The organism is Sphingobacterium sp. xlx-130 (assembly GCF_011007405.1).
Classification (GTDB): Bacteria; Bacteroidota; Bacteroidia; order Sphingobacteriales; family Sphingobacteriaceae; genus Sphingobacterium; species Sphingobacterium luzhongxinii.
On sequence record NZ_WFKN01000005.1, the window covers coordinates 440,408 to 467,396 of the forward strand.

At 41.7% G+C, this 26,989-nt stretch carries 21 protein-coding genes and 1 tRNA gene; 9 read left to right on the forward strand and 13 right to left on the reverse strand.

What is annotated here, in order from left to right:
- Nucleotides 1-284: 284 nt before the first annotated feature.
- From gcvP to G7B18_RS10830, 9 genes are all read right to left on the reverse strand, one after another.
- Entirely contained in the window at nt 285-3,158 is a 2,874-nt protein-coding gene (gene gcvP, locus G7B18_RS10790; RefSeq protein ID WP_164109875.1) for an aminomethyl-transferring glycine dehydrogenase, read from the reverse strand.
- Nucleotides 3,159-3,450: 292 nt separating this feature from the next.
- Nucleotides 3,451-5,040 carry a bacillithiol biosynthesis cysteine-adding enzyme BshC gene (gene bshC / locus G7B18_RS10795; RefSeq protein ID WP_164109877.1) on the reverse strand — a complete coding sequence of 530 codons (1,590 nt, stop codon included), beginning with the start codon at nt 5,038-5,040 and terminating at the stop codon, nt 3,451-3,453.
- Between the two features lie 91 nt (nt 5,041-5,131).
- Entirely contained in the window at nt 5,132-6,445 is a 1,314-nt protein-coding gene (locus G7B18_RS10800; protein ID WP_164109879.1) for a nicotinamide mononucleotide adenylyltransferase, read from the reverse strand.
- Nucleotides 6,446-6,544: 99 nt separating this feature from the next.
- A complete protein-coding gene (locus G7B18_RS10805) occupies nt 6,545-7,087 on the reverse strand; it encodes an NUDIX hydrolase (RefSeq protein ID WP_164109880.1) in 543 nt (180 codons plus the stop codon).
- 1 nt (nt 7,088) lies between these two features.
- Nucleotides 7,089-8,825 (reverse strand): phospho-sugar mutase, encoded by a 1,737-nt coding sequence (locus G7B18_RS10810; protein ID WP_164109882.1) that lies wholly within the window; start codon nt 8,823-8,825, stop codon nt 7,089-7,091.
- Nucleotides 8,826-8,877: 52 nt separating this feature from the next.
- The gene (locus G7B18_RS10815) at nt 8,878-9,513 is read right to left on the reverse strand and encodes a hypothetical protein (protein WP_164109885.1); all 636 of its coding nucleotides are present in this window, start codon (nt 9,511-9,513) and stop codon (nt 8,878-8,880) included.
- A 4-nt stretch (nt 9,514-9,517) separates the two neighbouring features.
- The gene (locus G7B18_RS10820) at nt 9,518-10,387 is read right to left on the reverse strand and encodes an SDR family oxidoreductase (protein WP_164109887.1); all 870 of its coding nucleotides are present in this window, start codon (nt 10,385-10,387) and stop codon (nt 9,518-9,520) included.
- Between the two features lie 27 nt (nt 10,388-10,414).
- Nucleotides 10,415-11,182, reverse strand: a complete 768-nt coding sequence (locus G7B18_RS10825) for an enoyl-CoA hydratase/isomerase family protein (protein WP_164122547.1) — start codon at nt 11,180-11,182, stop codon at nt 10,415-10,417.
- A gap of 37 nt (nt 11,183-11,219) precedes the next feature.
- Nucleotides 11,220-13,871 (reverse strand): TonB-dependent receptor plug domain-containing protein, encoded by a 2,652-nt coding sequence (locus G7B18_RS10830; RefSeq protein WP_240452832.1) that lies wholly within the window; start codon nt 13,869-13,871, stop codon nt 11,220-11,222.
- A gap of 74 nt (nt 13,872-13,945) precedes the next feature.
- Here G7B18_RS10830 and purD point away from each other — a divergent pair, with 74 nt between their 5' ends.
- From purD to G7B18_RS10855, 5 genes are all read left to right on the forward strand, one after another.
- Entirely contained in the window at nt 13,946-15,220 is a 1,275-nt protein-coding gene (gene purD, locus G7B18_RS10835) for a phosphoribosylamine--glycine ligase (RefSeq protein WP_164122548.1), read from the forward strand.
- Nucleotides 15,221-15,317: 97 nt separating this feature from the next.
- Nucleotides 15,318-15,389, forward strand: a tRNA-Glu gene (locus tag G7B18_RS10840).
- A 157-nt stretch (nt 15,390-15,546) separates the two neighbouring features.
- On the forward strand, nt 15,547-16,074 hold the full coding sequence (locus G7B18_RS10845) for a potassium channel family protein (RefSeq protein WP_164109894.1): 528 nt from the start codon (nt 15,547-15,549) through the stop codon (nt 16,072-16,074).
- 80 nt (nt 16,075-16,154) lie between these two features.
- The gene (locus G7B18_RS10850; protein WP_240452833.1) at nt 16,155-16,805 is read left to right on the forward strand and encodes a FadR/GntR family transcriptional regulator; all 651 of its coding nucleotides are present in this window, start codon (nt 16,155-16,157) and stop codon (nt 16,803-16,805) included.
- 50 nt (nt 16,806-16,855) lie between these two features.
- On the forward strand, nt 16,856-18,049 hold the full coding sequence (locus G7B18_RS10855) for an MFS transporter (RefSeq protein ID WP_164122551.1): 1,194 nt from the start codon (nt 16,856-16,858) through the stop codon (nt 18,047-18,049).
- 47 nt (nt 18,050-18,096) lie between these two features.
- Here the strand turns inward: G7B18_RS10855 and G7B18_RS10860 are convergent, their stop codons facing one another.
- Entirely contained in the window at nt 18,097-19,473 is a 1,377-nt protein-coding gene (locus G7B18_RS10860; RefSeq protein WP_164109898.1) for an MFS transporter, read from the reverse strand.
- Nucleotides 19,474-19,591: 118 nt separating this feature from the next.
- Between G7B18_RS10860 and G7B18_RS10865 the strand changes: the two genes are divergently transcribed.
- Complete coding sequence (locus tag G7B18_RS10865) at nt 19,592-20,575, forward strand: aldo/keto reductase (protein ID WP_164109900.1); 984 nt, start codon at nt 19,592-19,594, stop codon at nt 20,573-20,575.
- 46 nt (nt 20,576-20,621) lie between these two features.
- On the opposite strand, the gene G7B18_RS10870 is transcribed toward G7B18_RS10865, so the two are convergent.
- A complete protein-coding gene (locus G7B18_RS10870) occupies nt 20,622-21,485 on the reverse strand; it encodes an SDR family oxidoreductase (protein ID WP_164122553.1) in 864 nt (287 codons plus the stop codon).
- Nucleotides 21,486-21,631: 146 nt separating this feature from the next.
- Between G7B18_RS10870 and G7B18_RS10875 the strand changes: the two genes are divergently transcribed.
- Nucleotides 21,632-21,985: a winged helix-turn-helix transcriptional regulator gene (locus tag G7B18_RS10875; RefSeq protein WP_164122555.1), complete on the forward strand. Its 354-nt coding sequence runs from the start codon at nt 21,632-21,634 to the stop codon at nt 21,983-21,985.
- A 2-nt stretch (nt 21,986-21,987) separates the two neighbouring features.
- Here the strand turns inward: G7B18_RS10875 and G7B18_RS10880 are convergent, their stop codons facing one another.
- Both G7B18_RS10880 and G7B18_RS10885 read right to left on the reverse strand, forming a co-directional pair.
- Nucleotides 21,988-24,657, reverse strand: coding sequence for a carboxypeptidase-like regulatory domain-containing protein (locus tag G7B18_RS10880; protein WP_164109907.1), 2,670 nt, complete (start codon nt 24,655-24,657; stop codon nt 21,988-21,990).
- Nucleotides 24,658-24,659: 2 nt separating this feature from the next.
- The gene (locus tag G7B18_RS10885; RefSeq protein ID WP_164109909.1) at nt 24,660-25,550 is read right to left on the reverse strand and encodes a GLPGLI family protein; all 891 of its coding nucleotides are present in this window, start codon (nt 25,548-25,550) and stop codon (nt 24,660-24,662) included.
- 277 nt (nt 25,551-25,827) lie between these two features.
- Between G7B18_RS10885 and G7B18_RS10890 the strand changes: the two genes are divergently transcribed.
- On the forward strand, nt 25,828-26,334 hold the full coding sequence (locus G7B18_RS10890; protein ID WP_164122558.1) for an RNA polymerase sigma factor: 507 nt from the start codon (nt 25,828-25,830) through the stop codon (nt 26,332-26,334).
- Entirely contained in the window at nt 26,324-26,941 is a 618-nt protein-coding gene (locus G7B18_RS10895) for a hypothetical protein (RefSeq protein WP_164122559.1), read from the forward strand. Before G7B18_RS10890 ends, G7B18_RS10895 begins: the two co-directional genes overlap by 11 nt.
- Nucleotides 26,942-26,989 lie beyond the last annotated feature (48 nt).

Here is a 26,989-nt window from a genome sequence, read left to right on the forward strand (position 1 = left end):
CAATTATCTGACAGCACAAAATTACCCCTATAACACAAGCAGTTACAAACCAAACAAATGAAAAAGCTCATTTTTTGTAGACATCGAGCTACCTAGCCTCTCTATGACAATGTATTATTGTAAAACACAAAAAACTATGGTAGAACTATAGCCACAGAAAAGAAAAAATATCCAACAAAACTCTAGTTATCTAACTAACTATATAAAGTAAAAAACTGGAGGACGACCAAAAAAAAGGCTGCACCAAAATGGTGCAGCCTTTAAAATATCTACAGAATCCGTTACTATGCTTCTGCGTATTCTTCGATCGAAGGACAAGAACAGATAAGCGTTCTATCACCCTGCGAATCATTTACTCGGCCTACAGAAGGCCAGAATTTATTTACTTTTAGATAAGGAAGTGGATAAGCCGCCACCTGACGAGAATAAGATCTATTCCATTCGTCATCGATAACAACAGCTGCAGTATGCGGTGCATTCTTCAACACATTATCCGTTTGATCAACTTCTCCGGCCTCTACTGCTGCAATCTCTTGACGGATAGTAATCAAGGCATCACAGAAACGATCTAACTCAGGCTTAGACTCCGACTCCGTAGGCTCGACCATCAATGTACCCGCTACCGGGAACGATACTGTAGGTGCGTGGAAACCATAATCCATTAGACGTTTTGCAATATCTGCTACTTCAATACCTACATTTTTGAATCCACGACAATCCAAGATCATCTCATGTGCACAGCGCCCATTGGCACCTGCGTATAACACAGGATAATGTCCTTCTAAGCGCGCCTTAATATAGTTTGCATTTAAGATGGCAGTTTTGGTAGCTGTAGTCAACCCTTCGCTACCCATCATCGCAATGTAGCCATGGGAGATCAAAAGAATAGAAGCAGAACCAAAAGGCGCTGCCGAAACAGCAGATATACCTTGCTCGCCAGATACTTCAACAACTTCATGATTTGGCAAGAATGGCACCAAGTGCGCTGCCACACCGATAGGTCCCATACCTGGACCACCACCACCGTGAGGAATACAGAAAGTTTTATGTAGATTTAGGTGACAAACATCGGCACCGATCAAGCCTGGACTCGTAAGACCGACCTGAGCATTCATGTTTGCTCCATCCATATATACCTGACCACCATTCTCATGAATAATGTTACAGATTTCGATAATAGTTTCTTCAAATACACCATGTGTAGATGGATAAGTAACCATCAAAGAATTTAAATTAGCAGCATGCTCTTCGGCTTTCGCTCTCAAATCAGCCACATCAATATTTCCTCGCTCATCCGTTTTTACCACGACAACTTTCAATCCTGCCATCGAAGCCGAAGCTGGATTTGTTCCGTGTGCAGAAGCAGGGATCAAACAGATGTTACGGTGTCCTTCACCTCTACTTTTTTGATAAGCATCGATCACCATTAGCCCTGCATACTCACCCTGAGCTCCGGAATTCGGTTGGAAAGACATCTTAGCAAATCCTGTGATCTCGCTCAACCAGTCGTTTAACTCGTTGATCAACTGCATATAGCCTGAAGTCTGATCTGCTGGTGCAAATGGATGCAATCCTCCGAAACGTGCCCAAGTAACCGGAACCATCTCTGTAGTCGCATTCAACTTCATCGTACACGATCCCAATGGAATCATAGAGTGACAAAGAGACAGATCTTTTGCTTCCAACGATTTGATATAACGTAGCATCTCGTGCTCCGAACGGTAACTGTTGAAGATAGGATGTGTCAGATAGCTAGAAACACGCTCTAATTCAGAGGGGATAGAACTCGTCAAGTTATTTACCAGACTTTCTAAATCTACATCACTTTGGTGCTTTCCTTTAACTTTGGCAAAGACCTTAACTAATGTTTGTATATCAGCAAATGTAGTTGTCTCATCGATGGAGATACCCACAATACCTTCATTGTAATAGAAGTTCAGCTCGTGGTTTAAAGCTTCAGACTTCAAGCCGTCAACTTCTTTACCCACGTTGAAACGTAAGGTATCAAAATAGGTCTTATTCAACTGCTCATACCCCAATGATTGAATAGCTTTGTCGGCCAATTTTGTCAGATCATTGATACGAGACGCAATGTTTTTGATTCCTTCTGGTCCATGATACACCGCATAGAAAGACGCCATAATAGCCAATAATGCCTGTGCAGTACAGATGTTAGAAGATGCTTTATCACGACGTATATGTTGCTCACGCGTCTGTAAAGCCATACGAAGCGCATACCCACCGTTTGAATCTGAGGTAACACCAATAATACGGCCAGGGATATTCCGCTTATACGCATCTTTCGTCGCGAAGAAAGCAGCATGCGGGCCACCGAAGCCCATAGGCACACCAAAACGCTGCGAGTTACCTACAACAACATCAGCACCCCATTCGCCCGGAGGCGTCAATAACGCCAAAGACATCAGATCTGCTGCAACACAGACTGTAATATTCTTAGCATGTGCTGCTGCTGTGAAGTTTTTATAATCTGCTACTGTCCCATCTGCCGCAGGATATTGGATAAATGCAGCAAACACATCATCCGCAAGATTTGCTTCATTGATATCAGCAACGCGGATTTCAACACCAAATGGTACCGCACGCGTACGCAATACATCCAACGTCTGAGGGTATACATTTGGTGACACCAAAAATGCATTGGCATCTTTGTTCTTACGTGCACTGTACAACATGAACATACCTTCCGCAGCAGCCGTAGCCTCATCCAATAAAGAAGCATTCGCAATCTCTAGCCCTGTAAAGTCGCAGACAACAGTCTGGAAATTAAGAAGAGCCTGTAAACGTCCTTGCGCAATCTCTGCCTGATAAGGCGTATACTGTGTATACCATCCTGGATTTTCGAAAACATTACGTTGGATCACACCTGGAAGGATAACGTCAAAGTATCCTTGACCAATGTACGATTTGAACACCTTGTTCTTTTCAGCAATTTGCGCTACTTTCTCCAAGTAGGCCACCTCACCTAAAGCGTCTGGAAGATTTAATGCTTTTTTTGCACGGATTTGAGCCGGAACGGTTTGTTCAATCAACTCATCTAGCGAACCTACACCTAAGAAACCCAACATTTCTTCTACTTGTGCGGCACGAGGACCATTATGACGGTCCTGGAATTTTTCTTGGTAATATACGTTACTCATTTGCTTTACAATTGCAAGGACTATATGTAATTAACTCTTTGACAAACAATTTATTTATTCATCATAAACGGTTTGTTTTTCGATGTGCAAAGATACGCAATTTATAAGACTTTTTTGGAGGGGACCTATCAGCAGAAACTTTTATAATAACATCAATCGATTGCACAATATATTATGCAAAAAACAAATAAAAGGGAGTTTTCATACAAATAAAACATGCAAACTAGCAAAACCGTTCATAAAGCCAAAGTTTCACACCGTACACTACATCTTCGATCTATGAACTTTATGACTAATATAAAATCGTAAACTTGAAGGCTAAGGGATCAAAATGTTTTACCAGTTCTGCGATAAGGTCATCACCGTATTTGACATAGAGTACGGCAAAATTTTCCGTACGTTCCTGCAATCCTCCGCCCGGAAACAATTTCTCCTTGATCCGTTCGATCTGTAATACGGCATCCTGATGGTTACGTTTGTCCGCCTTAAGCAACTTCTTCTCCAGATTGTTAATTGCCTTTTTAAGACGTGCTTTCACAGCATCGGTACTAGGTCCCAAACTCGGGTCTATCTTATGCGTACGTAGTTTTATCTTTCCAAAAATAGCATTCAGCTCCATCCACTCATCTTTGAGGTGTAGTCGATGTGTCGTATGCCGTCTCACGTATTCGTTTTGCAAAGCCAAGGTAGACTTAAAGACAGATTTGAAGGTCAGGTCCAATCGATATATTTTGCCTACGATATTATCTTCGGTTATCAATGCCGAGTTACGAGGTATTAGGACAGGAAAAGGAACATGATACTGGTCAAAATTTGCTTTAAGCTGGAGCCAGTACACAATCTCTGCCCCACCACCGATATAAGCGAGATTGGGCAATATTACCTCTTGATACAGAGGTCTCATCACCACATTAGGACTGAAGCGTTCCGGATATTGTTCGATTTCACGGCTCAACTCTTCCGGAGTGAAGAGCAGTCCCTGATGTAACACTTCATAATTACCATCAGCATTCTTCTCTATCCGCTCTCTAAACTCATCTGTCAGGTAGAAAAAATTACAGGGTCTAGCATATACCTGTGCAGTATATCCCTTTTCTTCAAGTTGGGCAGAGGTTTTGGAAATTGCGGCAAAGCTCCTTTCGTGCAGAACATCTTCTTCAATAACTGGTGCGTACAGCTTTTTCAACTCCCGCCTATCGGCATCAACAATAACAAGTCCGTAAGACTTAAAAAGCTCATGTACCAATACACGCGTCGCATCAGCAAGGCTTCTCCCTCTCAAATAAGCTTCTTCGACAATAGCGGTCAACTGCGTTGAGTTTTCCGAGAGCCCCAACATCCCACAGTACTGCCGCACCACTTCGCCCATCGAACCCGTATCCATACGCCCTGTACCGGACACCTTTGGAACATCCCATACAATCTTTTTGCCGTATACCCGTGTATTATTGATCTCGTCAAAATCATGGTCCTCTGTCGCCATCCAGTAAACAGGCACAAAATTATTTCCCGGAAATTTTTCCTTTAAATCTTTCGCTAGACGGATTGCTGTAGCGATCTTAAAAATAAAATAAAGCGGTCCTGTAAAGATATTCAATTGATGCCCTGTCGTGACCGTATAGGTATTCTTGTCGGCAAGCAGCTTAATATTCTGCTCCACCTCGATGGCATCTTCCAACAACCCAACATATGAAGACCGAAGTGACTCCACCAAGACTGCTCTATGAGCAAAGGATTCCTTTAAACGAATCTGCGCCGCAAATCCGTCCATTGTGGGCTTATTGCCGTAAAATGAATCCAGATTGTCTTCGCCTGCTAAATACGCCAGCAGTGTCTTCGAAAAGCTGTTCGTGTCTTTGTATTCGATATAGGTTGCCTTCATTTACTAGAAAATGTTATCTTTCGAACACACAAGTTACACCTTTTTACAAAAAGGCAAATGCCAAACCAGAATTATAGCGAATATTTGACAATTACACAGTTTTCACGTACTTCTCATCGTAATTTTCAATATCGATGATATAGTGATTTTGGATCAGAAAATCATATAGCGGCTTTGCTTCGTCAGACACCTTAAGATTTTTTGTCGTTATAATCTTATTCTCCTTTTTATTAAGGTAAGGATAGGCATACAGCTTTACATTCTTACTGAACATCCCAGAAATATACGAGAGCAGCTCGTTTGTATAGTTTTCTTTGTTATAATTATCCGAGTTAAAGATATTACGCAAATTTGAAACGTTAGTAGCGATACCTACATTACGAGGTTTAAATGTCTTTACAAACTCTGCAAGGTGATTGTTCCGTCTGAAATTCGAGACCATAATGTTGTTTCCTGTGGAACAGAGTTCTTCAGCACGTTGCGCAAAATACTGCAGGTCTTCTCCCGTCAGGTCGAGATCTTCGTCCAGCACATTCCCCATCAACACCTCGATCAACACCACCGTATTTTCAGGGTCTGCCAACGTATTCTTTTTAAATTGTTCGACAGCAAGATTAAACAGATCAAAGTTAGGTAAAGACTTTTGTCTGTACTTTGTCCGCAAGACAATAATATCTTTTTTGTATAGGAAATCTTTGATTTGGGCTGCCCTACCATCCGGTCTAAAGATCGCCGCGTTGGCAAAACCCTTAGCAATAAGATACAAGTTCAAGAGACGCTCGTTCGCATTCTCGAAAACTGGACCACTCACCTTGACCAGATCTATCTCTACCGAACCAACCGAAAGATTGTCGACCAGCGACTCGATCATGACCTGTGGATCCTGTGAATAGTAGTATGCAGCAAATACAAGATTGACACCCAATATACCTAGCACTTTCGATTGCAGCCGGTTATCGCTATCTAACAAACGAACATGAATGATAATATCATTGGTAGGCCCGTCTACTTCACTTTGAAACCGGATTCCCAACCAACCATGTGGATCATTTGTCTTTGTAAAATTCAGTGTTGTGACCGTATCAGCAAAAGCAAAGAAACGCTTATTGTCGTATTTTTCCATATGCAGACGTTCGGTCAACAGATTGAACTCATGCGACAACATCTTCGTAAGGCGGGCACGACTCACATACCTTCCCGACTCCTCCACACCATAAATCGCATCACTAAAAGCCATATCATAAGCAGACATGGTTTTTGCTATTGTACCGGAAGCTGCTCCCGCCTCGAAAAAATTACGAGCTACCTCCTGCCCCGCGCCAATCTCGGCAAACGTACCGTAGATTGCCGCATCTAGATTTATTTTTAACGCCTTTCGCTTTGTTTCGAATATCTCTCTTGCCATTTGGCAAAGTTAAGAAAATACAACAAATTATTCGGAAAACAGTTCTTCCGTCCGCATAAAAACCGTTGACCAAATCATACCGAACAGAAAAACACCTCCTTAAAGCAAGTTTAATCTCCTTAAGGCATAGAATAAGGCAGCGCTGTGCAACGCCTGCCCCACTTTATTCGCAAAGAGAAACTCCTTAGCTTCTTCAATAGATAGCTCAACGACTTCAATATCTTCCGAAGCATCTAATTCTTGGTCCTGAATCTTCCTCCCTCCCTGTAAGAGATAAGTATAGGTCAGGTTGCCGCTCGTAGCCGGATTAGCATACAGTTCGCACACATATTCGATACTATCAAAGGCATACCCCGTTTCTTCCAACATCTCCCTTCTTGCCGCGTCTACAGGATCTTCACCATCCTCCACTACACCCGCTGGCAATTCAACCATTATTTCCTGTGCTCCATGCCTGTATTGCTTGACAAACAGCAGTGTTCCATGCGCTGTCAGACCAACCACATTCACCCAGGTAGGATATTCCAGCACATAATATTCGTCCTTTATTGTGCCATTGGGCAACTCCAACTTATCGACGCGAAGAGTTGCCCAGGGTCGCTGAATAATATACCGAGAATCCAATAACTTCCAATTCTCCATACTACCCCTTTACAATATCCGCCATAATACGCGCTACTTTCTCCTCAAGACGTTCTGCGACGATCTTAAAAGAAGACTTATCCAACAGACGCTCTTTAACCGAACAATAAAACTTAATCTTAGGTTCTGTACCAGAAGGCCTAGCGGATATAACATCTCCATCCACCGTAATAAACTGCAGTACATCAGATTTCGGCAAATCAATTTTATCCATACGACCTGTAGAAATATCTTCCGCCTGCAGGCGTTCGTAATCCCGTATCTCTTTTACTGCCACTCCGCCTAAAGATTTCGGCGCGTTACGCCGAAGGCTCACCATCATGTTTTGAATCTCTTCGGCACCAGCTTTACCTTTCTTGGTCAACGAAATAAGCTTCTCTTGATAAAAACCATATTCTACATAAAGATCCAATAAAACCTCAAACAAAGTCTTACCCTGCTCTTTGAAATAAGCTGTCATCTCAGCAATAAAGGCACAGGAGTTGACCGCATCCTTATCCCGTACCAGATCGCCGACCAGAAAACCATAACTCTCTTCACCACCCACGAGATAGTTCTCTTTTCCTAAAAGTTGGGTCATCTTTTCCCCAATAAACTTAAATCCAGTCAATGTTTCATAACATTTAACACCGAAGCTAGCACTGATATCACTTATCAGATTTGTAGTCACGATAGTCTTGACCACATAATCATTCGCTTGAAGTTCCTTCTTATCCTTTTTCGATGACAACACATAATACGCCAAAAGGCTTCCGATTTGATTGCCATTCAACAGCTGAAACTGTCCTTCCGTATTTTTAACTGCGACCCCTACGCGATCCGCATCAGGATCTGTCGCCATAACGACATCCGCATCTAATTCTTGCCCTTTTCGCATCGCCATAGACATTGCATCCTCTTCCTCCGGATTAGGATAGACCACCGTTGGGAAATTGCCATCGGGATCCTTTTGCTCCTCTACCACAGACACATTTTCGAACCCCCAAGCATTTAACATCGCTGGCACAACAGTGATACCCGTACCGTGAATCGGAGAGTACACGATTTTTAAGTCCGTATTGTTACGAACAGCTTCTGGGTGTATACTTAGACGGGTATTTGCAGCAATATAAAGCGTATCAAAATCCGATGTCACCAGCGTTACGTTCGCACTATTTCGGTCAAACTTGATCTCAGAAACCGACTGTATAGCGTTCACCTCAGCGATCACATTCTTATCATGAGGCGCTACGAGCTGCCCTCCATCATTCCAGTACGCTTTATAACCATTATATTCTTTCGGATTGTGCGAGGCCGTCAACATCACGCCACCTTGACAGGCATAATGACGCACAGCATAGGACAGCATCGGTGTCGGTCGCAATTCGTCAAATAGGAAGACATGAATGTCGTTAGCTGAAAAAACATCAGCAACCAAGTGCCCCAAAGACTGGGAGTTATTCCTACTATCGTAAGACACAGCCACCTTAATCTGCTGATTCGGAAACTGCTGCTTAAGATAATTTGCCAACCCCTGGGTTGCCTTACCTATAGTATATTTATTTATCCGGTTTGAGCCCACACCCATTATACCGCGCAATCCTCCCGTACCAAACTCCAACTCTTTATAAAACGAATCGACCAACTCTGTTTCTTCATTATTGTCAATCAATTTCTGGACCTTCCCTATGGTTTCTTGATCATACTCCGATGAAGTCCAAGCATTAATACGTCCTTGCGTTTCTTTATCAAAATTCATTATACTCTATTTTCTAAATTTCTATTCTATCTACTGGCTCCAAAACACAGACTTAGGCATCACAACCTGCATATGCCCGATCCAACGTCGTCACGTACCATATCCCTTTATAGCGCCGAACGTGAAACACCAAAGGGGTAGCGGTCGTCACGATCACCCGAAAACTCTCAGCTTCGGCCACTTCTATTGCTTCCAACTGTTCTTCTGAAAACATCGTCTCATCAAACTCCTTCTCAAAAGCTACAATATTAGACAATTGATTGGGATGCGATGTCGTATCGCAGAAAAAACCAAGTTTATTCCATTTTTCAGTACCACAGTCAAATTCTGGTAATTTCTCAAAAGTCAGCGTATAATCATTACTAAAGTCTGGGTAAGGAAAATAATCCGGCATAGGCTTCGCAAAATCAATACTGTCCAACTTGACAAAAGTATCGGACGCTCCAGGACGATAAATTATTGTAATCCCTAGATCAGGATGAACAAGTCTGTTAACCTTATTGTTATCCTTGCTTACATACGCTCTCACAAACCTAGTTACGACCTCTGTAAGATCATTTTTCTCTTCGACTGTAACAGGTGCTACGACTTCAACACTATCCTTTGTTGTGCGCTCTTCTGAATGACGCTGTCCACATGATGTCAGTAATGCCAACAGCAAAATCACAATACCTAAAAATCTATACATTATATTACTTATTGTTTTTCTTTATTGTACTTTCGATCACATCCCACATCTCTTCAGGGATGGCTTCCATTCCATTCATCTGTCCAGCCCCCTGCAACCATTCTCCTCCATCTATAGTAACCACTTCCCCATTTATAAAGTTAGCAAAGTCCGACACCAAAAATGCGGCCAAATTAGCTAATTCTTGGTGATCTCCCACTCTTTTTAGTGGAACTCTATTTTTAAAATCAAATTTGGCGGCCAGATCCCCCGGTAGCAACCTATCCCAAGCACCTTTCGTTGGAAAAGGCCCCGGCGCTATGGCATTATGGCGGATACCATACTTCCCCCACTCAACTGCCAAAGAGCGGGTCATTGTCAACACTCCACCTTTTGCAACAGCCGAAGGCACCACATACCCCGATCCCGTATAGGCATAGGTAGTCACAATATTCAATACTGTCGCAGCCTGCTTAGTTTTTATCCAATGCTTCCCAAAGGTTAGCGTACAGTTTGCTGTTCCCTTTAATACAATATCAATAATCGTAGAAAAAGCGTTAGCAGAGAGTCGCTCTGTGGGTGATATAAAATTACCAGCGGCATTATTAACCAACACGTCCACCTTGCCAAATCGACCTATACTCTCTTGCATAAGCTGCTCCACCTCATCACTATTCCGAATGTCACAGGCCAATGCTACGACAGGATTTCCAGTTTTACTGTTAATCTCAAGCGCAGTAGCCTCCAGTACCTCAATTTTCCGACTTGAGATAATCACATCCGCCCCTAATTCGGAAAAGTAAGTCGCCATAGCCTTACCAAGGCCAGTCCCACCTCCAGTCACCAAAATGGTCTTTCCCCTTAAGGCATCTTCTTTTAACGCTCCTTGTACCATAATATGTTTGTTTAGTTACATGCCCTCTTACGACCGTTTCTGTGTCAAGTTGTAAATAATTGTTTTCAGAATCTCGCGTGTACTCGGCTTCCACCATTGCTCCAACACCTGCTCCACCGCCGCATTCTGATCCTGCTCCATAGCCCGGATAAGCTCAGCTCTCAAATTTAGTTTGGTAGTACGCCATGCATTTTTCTCAAACTGCATTACCGCCTTTAGCTGTCTGATTGCAGCATTCTGTATCCGGTCAAAGGGCACAACTTCATCCACCAACCCCACAGAAAGAGCTTCCTCTGGCTTGAACAACTTCCCCTCCAACAAGTTGCGATAAGCCGCACCTTTACCCAACCAAAAACTATAAAGGGTAAATATGGACTCAGGCACAACTAGGCCTACTGGCACCTCATTCAGTCCAACAATATAATCACCCTGCGCCATCAACCGATAATCACAACACAATGCCATCACGCATCCGCCAGCAGGACTGTGCCCTGTAATTGCTGCCACAGTTGGTTTAGAAAAAGAGGCAAACCGTTGAAGAAGAGTCATAAACCTACTCCAAAACTCACGCATCTCCTCCTCGTTATAAGCAAAAAGAGTGATCAAGTCCAGCCCAGAAGAAAAGAATCCTTCCTTACCGGACAATACAACACCTTCTACAGAAGGATCCTGTCCAGCCTCCTCCAGCGTATCAATCAACTCATTGACCAATTTCAGATCCATTGCATTTGATTTACCACGGTCCAGTAAAACATGTAAGATATGATCCTCCTTTTTCGTACGTATATAATCCATAGTTACTCGCTTAAAATGATATTACAAGATAAAATATTTATTTCACTTCCAGTTCCACAACCTTACGCAAAATCCTTCCCGTAAGATCAAGCCCTTCGATTACCATGAGATATTTCCCCTTACCATCCGAGGTAAAAAAGTTAAAAGATGCCTTTCCTTCTTTATCCGCGACAAGACTGGGCTCCCAATGTATAGTTGTGCGAAGATCCCGACTCAACAGCATCCCATCCACAACATCATAGACCGGTTTATAAAATGTCCTATTAACATGTAATCCCTGAGGCTGCACCGTCAAAATACCCTTAGGAACATAGCTACGCATTGCTGACAAACCCGTTTTTGACGTAATGATAATCAACCCATTACCTCCATTCACTCCATATATCGACGTATAATTAGCGTTCCGAAGCACCTCCACACTCTCCACATCACTCACATTAATCATAGACAATTGATCCGCTTCGATATACATTCCATCCAAAACAACCTGCATCGGCACATTACCCCTAGTATTATAAGGAATTCCCCCGTTAAAAATCACCCCCATTAAGCGCCCAGACAGACACATATCCAATGTAGGACAGGTTTCGAGCTCCTCACTCGTAATGATCTGATCAGCATTTCCAGGCCCGTTGAGATTACTGGAATTTTCTGCTACTTTCTTTTTCTTCGTAGCGCGTACCACAACTTCCTCGATCGCTATCGCTTTTTCCATTAAACCACGACTTTCCAATTCCGCAAAAAACTGCTTTGAGAAATTAATTTGATCCACATACGATGCATTCACATCCCAACGCTCATCTGCCCAATTTCGATTATCTCCGACAGCAGGTCTTTCGGGGGTATTTATTACAATATCGATATTGTTCTTTCCCTTATTCTGGTCTCTTGCCGAGATCAGAAACTTGATACTATCAGGAAACAAAAGATTATCAAAAACAAAATACCCGTCCTCATTGGATGTTGTATCCACAAAATCCATGTAATTTTTCGTAGATATCAATTGCACTTTTGCATGAGCTTCCGGCTTGGTACGTCCTAGTTTTTTAGTATATCCGCTTATCCGCTGTGATTTTTCAACTTCAAATTTCGGCTTAATTTCTTTCCCTAATGTGCTCCAATCAATATTCCGCCAACCTTGGGTTAACATCAACATATCGATTTCTCGCATCCTCTCATTCCCCCCATCAAAATAGTATCCCGGGTTTTCGATGTATCCCTTTAGATCCGCACTCAACAACATCGAAGATAATATATTGGGTGCCAATGTCGGGTTATCCTTAATTTTTGCCAGATCGACTACAGCTGCCGAAAAAGCCCCAAAACGAACAGAATCCTCCGCCTCGCCGATCATCATATCCACCTGTACCTTATCTCGGGTAGTAAAACTCGTCTTATTCAGATTCACGACAACCGGCAAAGCATCTTTAACATTATAATTAAAAAATGGTCGTTCTACAATGGGCAAGAATTGATCATTCAATATACTAATCGTCAATACGCCCGAAGGCAATACCTTTTTATCTACCGAAAAAACAAGTTCGTCTTTGCTCAGCTTCTGCTTAGATACAAAAATGACCTCTCCCAAATGATGCACGACAAAATAGGCATCCTTCTGATTCACGAGATCTTCAGAAAGATTAAGTTGCGCAAAAACCTTATTTTCATGCTGAACGTTGACCGCTATCGAATACCCTGTCTTATAAATCTCGGGCATCTGTACACTCATCTTAGCCCCATCTTCAAATTCTGCTTGCACATCGAATACACTATTGGGCTGAACAAAAAGATAAGTCACCCCCATTCCAAGATCATTTGTCTCCGCAACACCAGCCGTATCTGCCCCTACTTTGAAAATCACTTTAGTTTTAATCCCAAGTCCTTTCGGATTCACCGCTTTAACGGCTATGTTGTTAATTTTATTTTCCAGCAACTTTCCTCCTTCTGGAAATAACTGCACATCATTCTTCACCTCCGGAGGCAGCATCTTTAACAACTTATTTACAGGTATTTTCTCAAAGTTATCAAAGCGCAATTTAATATGAGCATTGGTATATTTCTTACTTAACTCCACAGTCAAGTTACCATTTTCATCCGTATTGCTTCGTTTTCGTTCCACAGATTTACCATCTGATATCACTTCATAGCGCACCTGGGTTTTAGCCAAAGGAACTCCCGTCAGACTTCTTAACTGAATCTGGTAGGTATTATCTTTCTCCCCACTTCGGACAGAGGTCGTAGTTATGATATTATCAGATCGACCATTGGCCACTTGAATCGTACGGTCATAGAAATACTTTTCATCAGCATTGCGCATCCAATTTGTATAAGCCCGTAAACGATAGGACCCTTCCGTTATAGTGTCTGTTAGCTTAAAATCCCCCATACCAAGCCCCATAACAATAGGTATCGTCATGGAATTGACCACCTTTTTTGCCCCATCGATCAATTCCACATACGCAAGACCACTGTGGTTAGAAAACAAATTCTGTAGCCCTATTGTCGCATACGCTTTAAACCAAACAGTCTCTCCAGCGGTATAAGCATATTTATCAAGATGTAGATATAACTTTTCTTGCGGATTATTTCCACTATACACAGCCATATCGTCTAAAACCTTTTGAATATCCTGAGAAAATAAAGCGCCACTACTGAACAGCAGTAAAAAAGGAATAAGAAGAAATCTCATAGTCGTCTCAATTGATTTTTAAATTGTTAAGGAAAGATAACAAAAATTAAAGCATATTTCTCTAAGTTTGTGGCATGAATATCTTAATCGTTGGATCTGGCGGTCGCGAATCCGCCTTTGCCTATAAAATAGCACAAAGCCCTAAACTTACCAATCTTTATATTGCCCCCGGCAATGCTGGAACTGGACAATACGGTCAAAACATTGATCTTAAAGTCACCGATTTCGACGGAATAGCAACATTTGCACTAGCCAACGACATCAACCTCATACTTGTGGGACCAGAAGAGCCATTGGTAAAAGGTATCCACGATTTCTTTTTAGAAAGAGAAGACTTACAACATATTGCTGTCATAGGCCCTCAAAAATTGGGTGCTCAGCTTGAAGGATCTAAAGATTTTTCAAAAGAATTTATGTTTAGACACAATATCCCTACTGCGGCTTACAAATCGTTCGAATTATCCAATCTGGAAGAGGGGTTGGCCTACTTAGAGACACAAAAACTTCCGATCGTTTTAAAAGCAGATGGACTTGCTGCAGGCAAGGGCGTTTTGATCTGTGAGACACTGGAAGACGCTAAAACAGAGCTAACAGCTATGCTTGCTGACGCCAAATTTGGACAGGCCAGCTCTGTTGTTGTAATTGAAGAGTTCTTAAAAGGGATAGAGCTTTCTGTATTCGTATTGACAGACGGAGACTCTTACAAGGTATTACCTTCTGCAAAAGATTACAAGCGTATCGGTGAAGGAGACACAGGCCTTAATACAGGAGGCATGGGATCCATCTCTCCAGTACCTTTTGCCGACGAGGCGTTTCTGACGAAAGTCGAAGAACGAATTATAAAACCGACAGTTGAGGGACTAAAGATTGATAACATACCGTATAAAGGGTTCATTTTTATAGGTTTGATGAATGTAGGTGGCGATCCTTATGTTATAGAATATAACGTACGTATGGGCGACCCGGAGACTGAATCCGTTCTCCCACGTATTGAGTCCGATCTAGTTGATCTATTAGAAGGTGTTGCTCAGGGCAATTTGGCAAACCGCTCTTACACGTTGAGTCCTAAAACGGCGGTAACAGTCATGTTAGTTTCTGGCGGATATCCCAGTGATTATGAAAACGGCAAGGTAATCAGCAATATCGAAAATGTAAAAGAATCTATTATCTTTCATGCTGGAACAAAGCTTGTCAACGGAGAAGTCGTAACCGCTGGGGGCCGTGTTATTGCAGTCACCACATTACAAGATGACTTATTCACCGCACTTCAACAAGCGACAGCTGATGCTGGCCGGATCTTTTATCAAGGAAAATACTTTCGTACTGATATTGGCTTTGACCTTATTTAAAAATAATATTTTAGCTTTCAATGCATTACAATATTTGGATAAAAAATATTTTGGATAATAGATAAAAGCGTCTATATTTGCATCACCAAAGCAAAAGGGCCCGTTCGTCTAGGGGTTAGGACGCCAGATTTTCATTCTGGAAACAGGGGTTCGATTCCCCTACGGGCTACTAAAAAGCGACTTTTAATAAAGTCGCTTTTTTTATTGTCCCCAAAAAAAAGCAATACAACCTATTTCCTTCCTAGTTACTATATTTGTAATATTTGTCTCGGCAAAATAAATCGAGATCAGTTTTGTCTCTCTTGAAATTTTAGTCATATAATATTATGCTAACAGTAATCTTTACGGGACTAGTAATTATCACTATAAATGTCATTGTACAGGCATTCTCGACAATTTACTTCTTCCGTATTTTTATTCCACAATACCTGCGGCAAATGGAACGCACCAAGACCATATACCCCACGCTTTGGATGTTGGTCTACCTTGTGTCCTATCTTACGCTCCTACACGCCTCCCAATGCACCCTTTGGGCCGCAGCCTATTATTTCAATCCTTATATCTCCGATCTTAGCAGCTTTGAACAAGCCATCTATTTTTCGCTAATCACATTTACGACAATTGGCTATGGTGATATAACAATCAATTCGGAATGGCGTATTTTGGCGGGCTTAGAAGCTGTAAATGGAATTATGTTGATCGGTTGGTCTACGGCCATGATTTTTGCCTTCCTACAGATATTATACCGACAGAGCTGGAGCACACTTAGCTTTGGATTAAAAGACCATCACAAACTCTTCCCGCATGAAGACTCCAATGAGCACTCGAGCAATAATTATGAAAACAAAAACTAAATAGTCGATTTAGAAAAAGCTTTCGGCAATTCGGCTTTGTTTTAAGATTCATTTTTATATCTTTGTATTCATCAGATGATATGATGATACAAAAAAAATCTCTAGCACAAGAAGTCTCAGACAGCCTTAAACATAGCATTGAAAGCGGGGCATTTGCTATTAACGAAAAGCTTCCTACAGAACCGGAGCTTATGCAAAAATTTGGTGTGGGCCGCTCTACTATCCGTGAGGCTATCAAATTCCTATCTCAACTAGGTTTTGTCAACGTGCAGCAGGGACTCGGCACCTTTGTTGTCAGTCATAGTAGCAATAATGTTCTAGACGAGAAAATTGAACGCGCTAACTTTACAGAGATATTTGAGGTTCGACAACTGTTGGAATTAAAAATCGTAGAGAAAGCCGCCACAAACAGAACGGAAGCACATTTACAGAAAATGAAAAGAAAGCTGGAAGAGCGAAAACAGTATGCCGAAAATGGAGATATGCTGCATTGTATCCATGCAGACGTAGACTTTCATATCACTGTTGCAGAAAGTTGTGGCAATACCATTCTACATGAGCTCTACAAAACAATGTCCGTACACGTCAGCAAATTCTTCCTGACCCTCTATAATGATACCGCTACATTTGTCGAGTCACAAAAGATTCACGAAGACCTATTGCAAGCAATCAGCAATAAAGACGCTATCAAGGCAACAAAAATCGCTATTAAAATAATTGGAAGAATTTAATCTTTTTACCCTAATTCATCAGATGACCTGATGTTTTCTTATACTATCTTATGTCCACTTTATCCGCAAACAAAACCGTATATCCTATACTATTTGCCATCAGCTTTTCGCATCTACTCAATGACCTAATGCAATCGGTCGTCCCTTCCGTATACCCGTTGCTCAAGGACAACTACGCACTATCATTTACGCAAATCGGAATTATTACGTTAATCTTTCAATTGACCGCATCCGTGCTTCAACCCTTTGTCGGAGCATATACAGATAAGAAACCAAATCCAAGATCATTAGCCATCGGTATGATTTTTTCATTGTCTGGATTAATATGCCTTGCCTACGCGTCCAATTTCTACCTTATTCTTACCTCAGTAAGTCTTTTAGGTATCGGATCATCCGTATTTCATCCGGAGGCTTCACGTGTAGCACACCTAGCCTCTGGCGGCCGCAAAGGACTGGCTCAGTCCATCTTTCAGGTGGGTGGAAATACAGGCAGTGCCATAGGCCCATTACTTGCAGCCTTAATTGTAATACCGATGGGGCAAAACTATATCGGCTGGTTCGGCACCCTCGCTGTATTAGGTATGTTTATATTGACTATCGTGGGCAATTGGTATCAACAGAATGTTATTGTCAAGACAGCAACTACAAGTGGAATTATAAACACAGCTCCACAACAGGCATTACCAAAGCGCACTGTTATCATCTCCATTATCATTCTGTTAGTACTCATCTTTTCAAAATACTTCTACATGGCGTCCATGACGAGCTACTTTACGTTCTATCTCATCGAAAAATTTGATGTCAGTGTTCAACATTCACAGATCTACCTATTTGTATTTTTAGCGTCTGTCGCAGCAGGAACGATCTTGGGTGGTCCATTAGGTGACAAATACGGACGTAAATTGATTATCTGGATATCTATATTGGGTGCTGCTCCTTTCACATTATTACTCCCCCATGTAGGCCTGTTACCGACTGTTGTATTAGCTGGTATTATCGGTTTGATCATTTCTTCCGCTTTTTCTGCGATCCTTGTTTATGCCACAGATCTTATCCCCGGCAAAGTAGGTATGATTGCCGGACTTTTCTTCGGTTTTGCTTTTGGAATGGGAGGCATAGGTTCGGCCGTCTTAGGCTGGCTTGCCGACCACACAAGCATTGAATACGTATTCTCCATCTGTGCGTTTCTACCACTGATCGGAATAGTTACCGGATTCTTGCCAAACATTAGACGAAAAGCCTAGTTCAATTATCATAAAAGCCGGTCTAGACCGGCTTTTATGATAATTACTTAAGCAGCAATGGCTGTCTTTTGCTCCGATCGCGATATATACACTAATATAACTACACTTGCAAGCGCGTACAAAAATAAGAGTCCCAAACTCAGATTCCCTACGGCCCATTCTGAGGGAAGCAACTCATTCAGTACTGTCATAAACGACAGTCCGATACCTCCACCCAAAAAATAACTGGTACTCGTCAAGCTGGAAACTACGCCGTAATTGGAAGGATCTACATCACGTATACTCAATACAGCCATGCTTGTAAAACAAAAAGTAATTCCAACACCCGAAATACAGGCTGCACCGATCAATACCATGGACAATGGATGCCCCAAATAAAGAGCTCCCCACAACACAATCGCACCTACAAGCAAGAAAGACCAACCCAATACGCCCATCTGAGCAGAATTAACACGCTTAGAGACCGACGGAAGTACGAATTTGGCAATAAGTGCCGAAAGCACGCTAAACGGCACCAACATCAGACCTGCCGAGGCAGCTGTATGTCCCATATCACTTTGTAACATCAAAGAAATCAAGAATAAAAAGCCAATAAAGAAAGCTCCTTGAATAAAGAACACCAAATTGGAGATCACCACAGAAGGGTGGTTAAATAAACTGAGCTTTATCAAGGGTTCTGACACGGTCTTTAACCTATAAATAACGATCCCCAATAAAAGGAGCCCTATCAAAATAGAACCGATAACGATTGTTGGGGTCTCTTTGAAATCTGGCAATTGATGCGAACCGTAAGCAAGGCTTAGCAACCCCAGCACCAGCAAAATTCCGGACAAGGTATCCGTACGCTGTGAATCTGCAGAAGCTTCATCCTTCGGTATGTAAAAGTAAGCCAGCAAAAGCGTAACGGCCAAAATAGGGACATTGATCAAAAATACCCAGTGCCAACTCAGGTATGTACTTAATAACCCTCCTATGGACAGTCCACTTCCCGATCCTATTGCAGCGAAAGAGCTGAAAACTCCGATCGCTCGATTACGCTCCTGCGTCTCCCTAAAGGTGTTTGTTATAATGGACGAAGATGCAGGCATAATAAATGCGGCACCCAAGCCCTGCAAAGCGCGAAAAATAGCCAATGATTCAAAAGAAGTCGACAGCCCTGCTCCCAGCGAGGTTAGCATAAATACCAAACCTCCCCAAAGAAAGACCTTCTTACGTCCCTTCTGATCCGACATCCTTCCTCCGATGATCAAGAATCCTCCAAAAAGAAGGACATACAAAGTCTGTAGCCATTGGGCCTGTTCTACCCCAATGTGAAACTGCTCCTGGATAGATGGAATAGTCAAATTTATAATCGCAATATCCAACGCTTCCACAAAAGTGGCCACAGAGGCTATTATTAAAATAAGGTTCTTTCGTAACTGCATTATCAGAAAATTTTCGGCAAAGGTACTCTTTATCAAACAAACAGAATAAGATACTTCCCATTTTGTTTATCTTTATAGGTATAATAATGCACACAACACCTCAAATCACTAGAAAAACATGGAATTCAGAAAATTAGGCAACTCAGATATAGACGTATCCGTAATTACTTTCGGGGCTTGGGCCGCCGGCGGCTGGATGTGGGGCAGTACAGATCGTAAAGAAGCCATCGAAGCCATTAAAGCATCCTACCACGAAGGTGTTACCTCCATTGACACGGCTCCGATATATGGTCAGGGAGTTAGCGAGGAGATCGTTGGCGAAGCCATTAAAGGCATACCCCGTGACAAAGTACAATTACTTACCAAATTCGGTATGCGATGGGACCTTGAGCAACCCAAGGGTATATTGGCAATGCACAGCAAAAATAATGAAGGGCTTCCCATAGATATTTACAAATATGCCGGCAAAGAGAGCGTCATCAAAGAAACCGAAGCCAGCTTGAAAAGGCTAGGTACAGATTATATCGATCTGATGCAAATTCACTGGCCCGATGTCACCACACCAATAGACGAAACGATGGAAGCCTTAGAAACACTAATTCAACAAGGCAAGATCCGTGCAGCCGGTGTGAGCAACTATACGACAGACCAAGTCAAAGAGGCGCGTCACACCTTAGACATTGTAAGCAATCAAGTACCTTACAGCATGCTTAACAGAGGCATAGAACAAGAACTAGTACCTTATGCTCAGGAAAATAATCTAAGTATCATTGCATATAGCCCTATGGAAAGAGGTCTACTCACCGGTAAATACTTTAATAAGCTCACCCTACAAGAGGGAGATCATCGCAACCAATATTTCAAAAACTTTGATCTGGCAAAAGTCAAGTCCTTCCTCGATCAAATCGCACCATTGGCCAAAGAGAAACAAGCATCGTTATCCCAACTTGTATTACGATGGACTAGCCTACAGCCTGCTATTACAGTAGTTTTAGCAGGAGCACGTAATGCAACACAAGCTATTGAAAATGCAAAAGCTTTCCAGGTTAATCTATCACAGGATGAATTACAATTCATTCGCGAGGAGCTAGACAAGATTTAGCTATTAAAAAAGTCATCCCGCTATAGCGGGATGACTTTTTTAATAGCTACGCATAATACGCCTCAAGGAAGTTTTTAACCTGTAAAGGAGTTCTACCTAAAATAGCTTCGAGATCCATTCCCGTCTTATCAAACTCTCCTGCCTTTATACTTTTTAATATTCCAACAAAGAGACCTACAACGATCGGCGGCAAACCAGCATCGAGCAATGCCTGCTGATATTCTGTATCCGAGACATTCAAATACATTATCTTCAATTTGAGAACATCGCCCAATTGATCAGCGATCTCCTGAAAGCAAACACGTTGACCATTCACCAGATCTATTATTCTATTCTCAAATCCATCATTTACTAATACGTTTGCCGCCGCTTGCGCTAAGTCGTTACGGGATGTAAAGGCCACGGGGGTATCACCCGCTGGGGCAAAGAGGACTTTTCCTTCCCGGATAGCAGGACCGATAATATCAGGCAACATATCCATATATATACCATTGCGTAGAATAGTGTAGGTCAAGCCACTCGCGATCAACAGATCCTCCGTAGTCTTATAAACAGGCATCAACCCATTGGGCGAATCTCCAGCTGTAGATCGGTATTGAAAACTTGTAAAAATCACATGATTTACTTTGGCCGCCTTGGCTGCCGCGATCACATTTTGATGATGTGACGCTCTATTCTCCAAATCACTAGAAGAAACAAAAAGAAGCTTTTCAACGCCTTTAAAAGCATTAACCAAGGATTTATAGTCATTATAATCTCCAATTTTTACCTCCACTCCTCTTTCGGCCCATGATTTTGCTTTTTCATGATTCCTACTTAATACCGTTAGTTTGCTTGCTCCTTCCTGTTGCAAAAAAGCTTCTGCCGCAGCATTTCCCAAATGCCCTGTTACCCCTGTTATTAAATACATAGTTGTTATATTTTAATTTTTTATACTTACTTTTGGTAAGTCAAAGGTAAAAAGTAAGCTATAGATATACAAGAACTTAGCTCTTCGTAATTCACTTACCTAGAGGTCAGCATTACTGATTATCAGCACAATAATTTTTGATAAGTATGAATAATTTTTCAGATGCGACCTCCTGTCCTGTACGCAATGTCCTCGATCGACTTTCCGACAAATGGACCATATTGGTTATTTTGGTTCTCGGTGAGACAGGCACCATGAGATTCAATGAGATTCACAAGCAGATTGGCGACATCTCCGAAAAAATGTTGACGGTATCACTGCGTAAACTGGAAGCCGATGGTCTTATTTCGCGTGAAGTTTATCCAGTCATTCCTCCTAGAGTAGAGTATAACCTGACTCCCTTGGGACAAGAATTACTTCCATTAATCGATACGATCAGCAACTGGGCCAATCGGCATATGCAACAAATATTAACGAATAGGCAACAATATAACGGATAAAGCTATTTAAAATTAAACACGGCCCTCAGCACAGCCATTCTTCCCCGCAAGTCGTAACTGTTCTGTGCTTGCATATTTGCCGAGATGGTATAGGTTTCAAACTTTTTAATATTCCCGATATTAGAAAGGTTCAATTCAAAATCTGTGTTCCACTTTTTATGCCTATATCGGACAAAAGTATCAAAAAACACATAGCTGATATTCTTCAATCCAGGTTGACGGGTATATAGATGACGGGCACTCACATTGAAATGAAATACGCGATACATTGTAATAGGGAACCCCATATTCTGCGATAGACTAAACGTATTCCGGTCCAGTCCATCAGCTCCTTCCAGCTGTCGGGTCGTATTCCATGATAGCTGACTTCTGTAGGATAAATTAACCGACTTCCATAACCGGGCTTCCATAGATGGAGTCAGGTTGTAGGCTATATTTTGAAAAGGAAGCAGCTCCTTGTTAAAAAGTTGATTATAATCTGTCAAGCTCCAACTGAAACCAAGTTTAACCGTACTCGCCAATGGAAATATATATTTATCTACACCAAGACTCGCATTATAGGAGTTAACTTTGTTTTCCTGAGCAATCAATTCTGTCTGTGTAATATCATCATTAATCTCATTGGATAGCATCGTAGTGGATAAAGAGTTGCTGTAGTTTATCCCGAAATTTACAAACAACAACTTCACTGTCTTAGAAAGCTTATAGTTCAATCCCAGATTATTACTTCTATTTTCATTAATCCCACCACTATTACTTGCCAACGTTCTATAATTTCTTAGAATCAATCCACGGTACACATTTTCTATATTGCCAAAACTATTCCCTCTTTGGTACGAAAAACTCAGCTCATCCTCCCGCCTGACGATATACTTTGCGTCAAATGCAGGATTAAAAAGAAGCTTGTTTTGGGTCTGGTCCAGGCCAAAATATGGGTCACTATAACCCGTCCGCTGCAAAGACAATGGAAGCGACAATCGGGAGGAAAATCGATTCATACGCCATTCGTATTCTGCACGAACGAAAAGCGACGATCGGAGCCAATGCATATCATTTTGCGAAGAGTCTATATCCACATCAACCACCTTCCCGGCCGTAGATACGGCTATCACAGAGCTCAGCTTTTGATCTTCAATAGACAACCCAGCGCTATAATACTGTCCTATCCTTCCTTTTGGGAGTCTATATCCCACAGTAGCCTGTGTAAAAAGAGTAGGTACCTTTAACCGTTGCAGTGTTTCATTATACGGTACTCCCGCATTAAAAATGTCTGGAAAAACACCTGGATTCAATGACAGTATCTGTGGTTTATTCGCATAGCTAAAATACCAATTGACCTGAATGATATCCCCATTCTTAAGTACAGGAACATATTCCAACTGATTCGAAAATCCTTTAATCTCGTGTTCCCGTCTTACATTTATCAACCCATTGTTACTATAGATATCGGCCGATCCATCCTCTTGTTCGTACTCTAGCGACAATGCATTACTGATATAAGCATTAGAAGCATTCTTATTCATATTCAGTCTTAACGCCCCCAGCCATTCCTTAATGGAAGTAGCCTGTCTTTCATCAAAGGAATAAACGTTCTCTCCGGTATTGTAGGATGTATTTCCAGCATATTCCAGTGTATTCCTGTCCCGCAACAGCTGAATGTTCGATTTTAACTGCCAGTCCTTTTTCAAGTTCACTAAATTATTTGCATCCAGCGCGACCGAATTGTTCATAAAATAATTCGATTTCGCCAAGGGAGGCGCCCCCACTGTTCCTAAAGATAGAAGGTTATTCACGGCAGAAGTCCCCATACTAGATAGAACAGTCTGTTTGTTAAAACCAGAGAATCCCCCACTTAGGTCGTTTCCGATATTATTACCCTGCAATACATTCAGAAGTTTATGCTTCTTATTGAATAAGATTGCATTAACCTCCCCGTCGTATTGCTTTGGTAATCCTCCACCCAATTTGACCTGACCGGTCAGCTTAAGCTTTGCATCATCTTTAATCACGAGGTTAAGCGCTACCTCATCCGTATATCGTTTGTTTTTAAGCACCTTTTTATGCTCATGGTTATTGAGCACCTGTACATCCTGCACCATTTTATGCGGTATTGTTTTTGAACCTATCGCATAGCGGTCATCCAGAAGATCGTCTCCATCGATATAAAAATTAGAGATCGACTTGCCTTGGTATTTTATTTGTCCCGATTCCGAGACCTCTACGCCGGGCATTCGTTTTAATACATCCCCTATGGATCGATCTTCCTCCTTCGCAAAAGACGACACATTATAAGCCAACGTATCACCGATACGATGTACACGAGGTCTGCTCTTTACATCCACGTCTTCCAAACGTATAGAAGCCTGTTCCAGCTCTATCCGCAACTTCTGCACAGGGCCCAAGGGGACAGACTTCTTTTTGTAGCCAAGATGATTGATTTCCAGATAAGCTTCTGCTATATCTCTGCTCGTGGTCAGCACGAAATTACCCTCTTTATCCGATGCTTTAAAAGCAATTATCTTATGCTCCGAGGATTTAAGTAATACGGTAATGGCTTTCAGTGGTTCCTGCGAGTTCTTATCGACCAATACCCCTTGGATAGTAGATTGCTGCGCCAAAGTTTCAAAAGCTGTGCATATAAAAAGGAAGAAAACGGCTAGTCTTATCAACATACTTAAGGAGTCAGTTCAATCGGGTTATTTGTTGTTTTCGAAGGTTTATAACTATCATCATTCTTAACTGACATCGACTTAATCTTTGAGACATCCATCGCCGGGTTTGATCCCCCTTTAGCGGCACGTCCTACTGCAACACCATTTGAACCTACCGAGATCATATTGCTACGACCACTTCTAGAATCCATGTAAGCACTTGGATTCGCTCGGAACGCCTTTTCCAACTTTTCTACCTCCACGGCTGTAGATGGAATTGCCTTTGCAGAAGGCGCTATCCGAATAGTAGTTTCCGCTTCCAGTTTATCAAAACCGGCATAGGTAAACTCGACTTCTCCTTTATCATCTTTAGCAGATAGTATTAAGCCAGGTAAACCATGCAGCTTCCAGGGGCCTGCGGAAAAAGGAATGTCCGTGGTAAACCAAGCCGTATAATTACGGCCCTTAAATTTCGTGGTTGCCTTCTGGCAGTTGTACCCTCCTACTTCTTGAGATTCTTCAAATATCTCCCATTCTTGCTCTGGATACACTCCTGACAGGATAAATTCATCCGAAGCCACCCTCGCTATCTCGATCAACTGTTGTTCTGTTGGTTTGATAATATAAGATTCTTTAATAGCTGTTGTTCTATTTATAATGACAAGCTGTCCATCAAAAACGGGATCTTCTATCTGCGTCTTGACATCCTCTTGCATACGTGTGGCCGAGTAGCTGGTATAATAGGAATCCTTTTCGCCCAGGTAAGTCACTACTTCGTCCCTGACATGTTTATCTCGCTGGGTCGTGTCGTTCACATGTTTAAAGATATAATGCACTTTTGCCAAAGGCTTCTCTTGTGCTTTAGATAGTGTAGCCCACAGCACCATGAAGCTAAAAAACAGAATTCTTCTCATATAATTACGGTTTAAAAGTAAATATACGATTTTTTCGTAATCAACAAATTATTAATTCACCTTTACTAAAAAATTATTTTTTTGTAACAAATTGTGAGTACAACAGACTTACTGTACAGATCACAGATTAATCTTAACAGCATAATGATAAAACAAATAATAATTTCTTCTGTGCAAATAAACTTCTGCACATGCAAGGTATCTTGCCCACGGCAAGGCATGCGCTGTCATAACATAAACCAGGTAACATACCGCACACTATAACTATCGTCAGACTGTGAACCAATTAAACGAAAAACTATTCTTAAACCGCCTGGAAGAGCATAAGAGTATCCTTCACAAAGTAGCCCGTATGTATATGGACAACAAAGAGGATCGTGAAGATCTCCATCAGGAAATCATTGCACAACTGTGGAAATCCTATTCCAATTTCAAAGGAGATGCAGCCTTCTCTACCTGGATGTATCGTGTAGCTATTAATACCGCCATCACTTACTTCAAGAAAGACAAACGCCGTAGGGATAGGTATAACTACGCGCAAGCCGAAGAACCCGAAAATGAATCGTACGACAGTAAAAAAGATAAACAGCTTGAGATCTTCTATACAGCAGTACAGCAATTAAATCCGGTAGAAAAAGCTTTAATCTTCTATTTCATGGAAGGGCTCTCCCACCGAGAAACCGGTACCCAGCTAGGAATTAGTGAGGGTAATGTACGCGTGAAACTCAACCGAACGAAAGAAAAACTACAACATATAATAAAGAAATTTGATTATGAATCTTGATGAACTAAAATCGGCTTGGAACGCAGAGAGCCCCCAAGATGTAAATATACCCACACACATCAAACAGCTACGCCAAGCCCAACATCCTTTGGATAAACTAAAGCGCAACATGAGAAATGAATGGTATATGCAGATCGCAGCCATTATATTTATGGCCTTTGCCCCGCAGTTATTTGAGATACACCCAAGCACTTACCTTATATACTATACGGCCTACACTGTCGTATTGATCGTTTCCATATATTATTTGAACATTTTTCGTTTATTTTACAAACGAATCAGCCATTATACGGCAGATACCAAAGATAATCTCAACGAGATCTATTACGAATTCAAGCTAAATATTGAGCGCTATCATTCCTTCGGATTTCTATTGATTCCTTTCGTGCTTGTATGGGCCTCTGTGTATACGTACAGTCGTCTTTTAGCAGAAGGACAAGACCTCTCTAATATGCCAGAGTCTGTAAAAAAAGCCTTTCTACTTATAGCATTCATTACCACAATTCTAGTTACGTTAAGTGTATTAGCCTGGACCAAATACTTCTATACGCCTTATACTAAACAGATAAAAACTGTTCTAGACGAATTGAAAAAGGACGAAGACTAAAGCAGGTGTCGACCTGATGGTCGACACCTATAGAAACACCTGTGTATC

Excerpts from the sequence above, each read along its gene's own strand:
- gcvP (WP_164109875.1), bottom strand. The coding sequence starts at position 3,158 with ATGAGTAACGTATATTACCAAGAAAAATTCCAGGACCGTCATAATGGT.
- bshC (WP_164109877.1), bottom strand. The coding sequence starts at position 5,040 with ATGAAGGCAACCTATATCGAATACAAAGACACGAACAGCTTTTCGAAG.
- G7B18_RS10800 (WP_164109879.1), bottom strand. The coding sequence starts at position 6,445 with ATGGCAAGAGAGATATTCGAAACAAAGCGAAAGGCGTTAAAAATAAAT.
- G7B18_RS10805 (WP_164109880.1), bottom strand. The coding sequence starts at position 7,087 with ATGGAGAATTGGAAGTTATTGGATTCTCGGTATATTATTCAGCGACCC.
- G7B18_RS10810 (WP_164109882.1), bottom strand. The coding sequence starts at position 8,825 with ATGAATTTTGATAAAGAAACGCAAGGACGTATTAATGCTTGGACTTCA.
- G7B18_RS10815 (WP_164109885.1), bottom strand. The coding sequence starts at position 9,513 with ATGTATAGATTTTTAGGTATTGTGATTTTGCTGTTGGCATTACTGACA.
- G7B18_RS10820 (WP_164109887.1), bottom strand. The coding sequence starts at position 10,387 with ATGGTACAAGGAGCGTTAAAAGAAGATGCCTTAAGGGGAAAGACCATT.
- G7B18_RS10825 (WP_164122547.1), bottom strand. The coding sequence starts at position 11,182 with ATGGATTATATACGTACGAAAAAGGAGGATCATATCTTACATGTTTTA.
- G7B18_RS10830 (WP_240452832.1), bottom strand. The coding sequence starts at position 13,871 with ATGAGATTTCTTCTTATTCCTTTTTTACTGCTGTTCAGTAGTGGCGCT.
- purD (WP_164122548.1), top strand. The coding sequence starts at position 13,946 with ATGAATATCTTAATCGTTGGATCTGGCGGTCGCGAATCCGCCTTTGCC.
- G7B18_RS10845 (WP_164109894.1), top strand. The coding sequence starts at position 15,547 with ATGCTAACAGTAATCTTTACGGGACTAGTAATTATCACTATAAATGTC.
- G7B18_RS10850 (WP_240452833.1), top strand. The coding sequence starts at position 16,155 with ATGATGATACAAAAAAAATCTCTAGCACAAGAAGTCTCAGACAGCCTT.
- G7B18_RS10855 (WP_164122551.1), top strand. The coding sequence starts at position 16,856 with ATGTCCACTTTATCCGCAAACAAAACCGTATATCCTATACTATTTGCC.
- G7B18_RS10860 (WP_164109898.1), bottom strand. The coding sequence starts at position 19,473 with ATGCAGTTACGAAAGAACCTTATTTTAATAATAGCCTCTGTGGCCACT.
- G7B18_RS10865 (WP_164109900.1), top strand. The coding sequence starts at position 19,592 with ATGGAATTCAGAAAATTAGGCAACTCAGATATAGACGTATCCGTAATT.
- G7B18_RS10870 (WP_164122553.1), bottom strand. The coding sequence starts at position 21,485 with ATGTATTTAATAACAGGGGTAACAGGGCATTTGGGAAATGCTGCGGCA.
- G7B18_RS10875 (WP_164122555.1), top strand. The coding sequence starts at position 21,632 with ATGAATAATTTTTCAGATGCGACCTCCTGTCCTGTACGCAATGTCCTC.
- G7B18_RS10880 (WP_164109907.1), bottom strand. The coding sequence starts at position 24,657 with ATGTTGATAAGACTAGCCGTTTTCTTCCTTTTTATATGCACAGCTTTT.
- G7B18_RS10885 (WP_164109909.1), bottom strand. The coding sequence starts at position 25,550 with ATGAGAAGAATTCTGTTTTTTAGCTTCATGGTGCTGTGGGCTACACTA.
- G7B18_RS10895 (WP_164122559.1), top strand. The coding sequence starts at position 26,324 with ATGAATCTTGATGAACTAAAATCGGCTTGGAACGCAGAGAGCCCCCAA.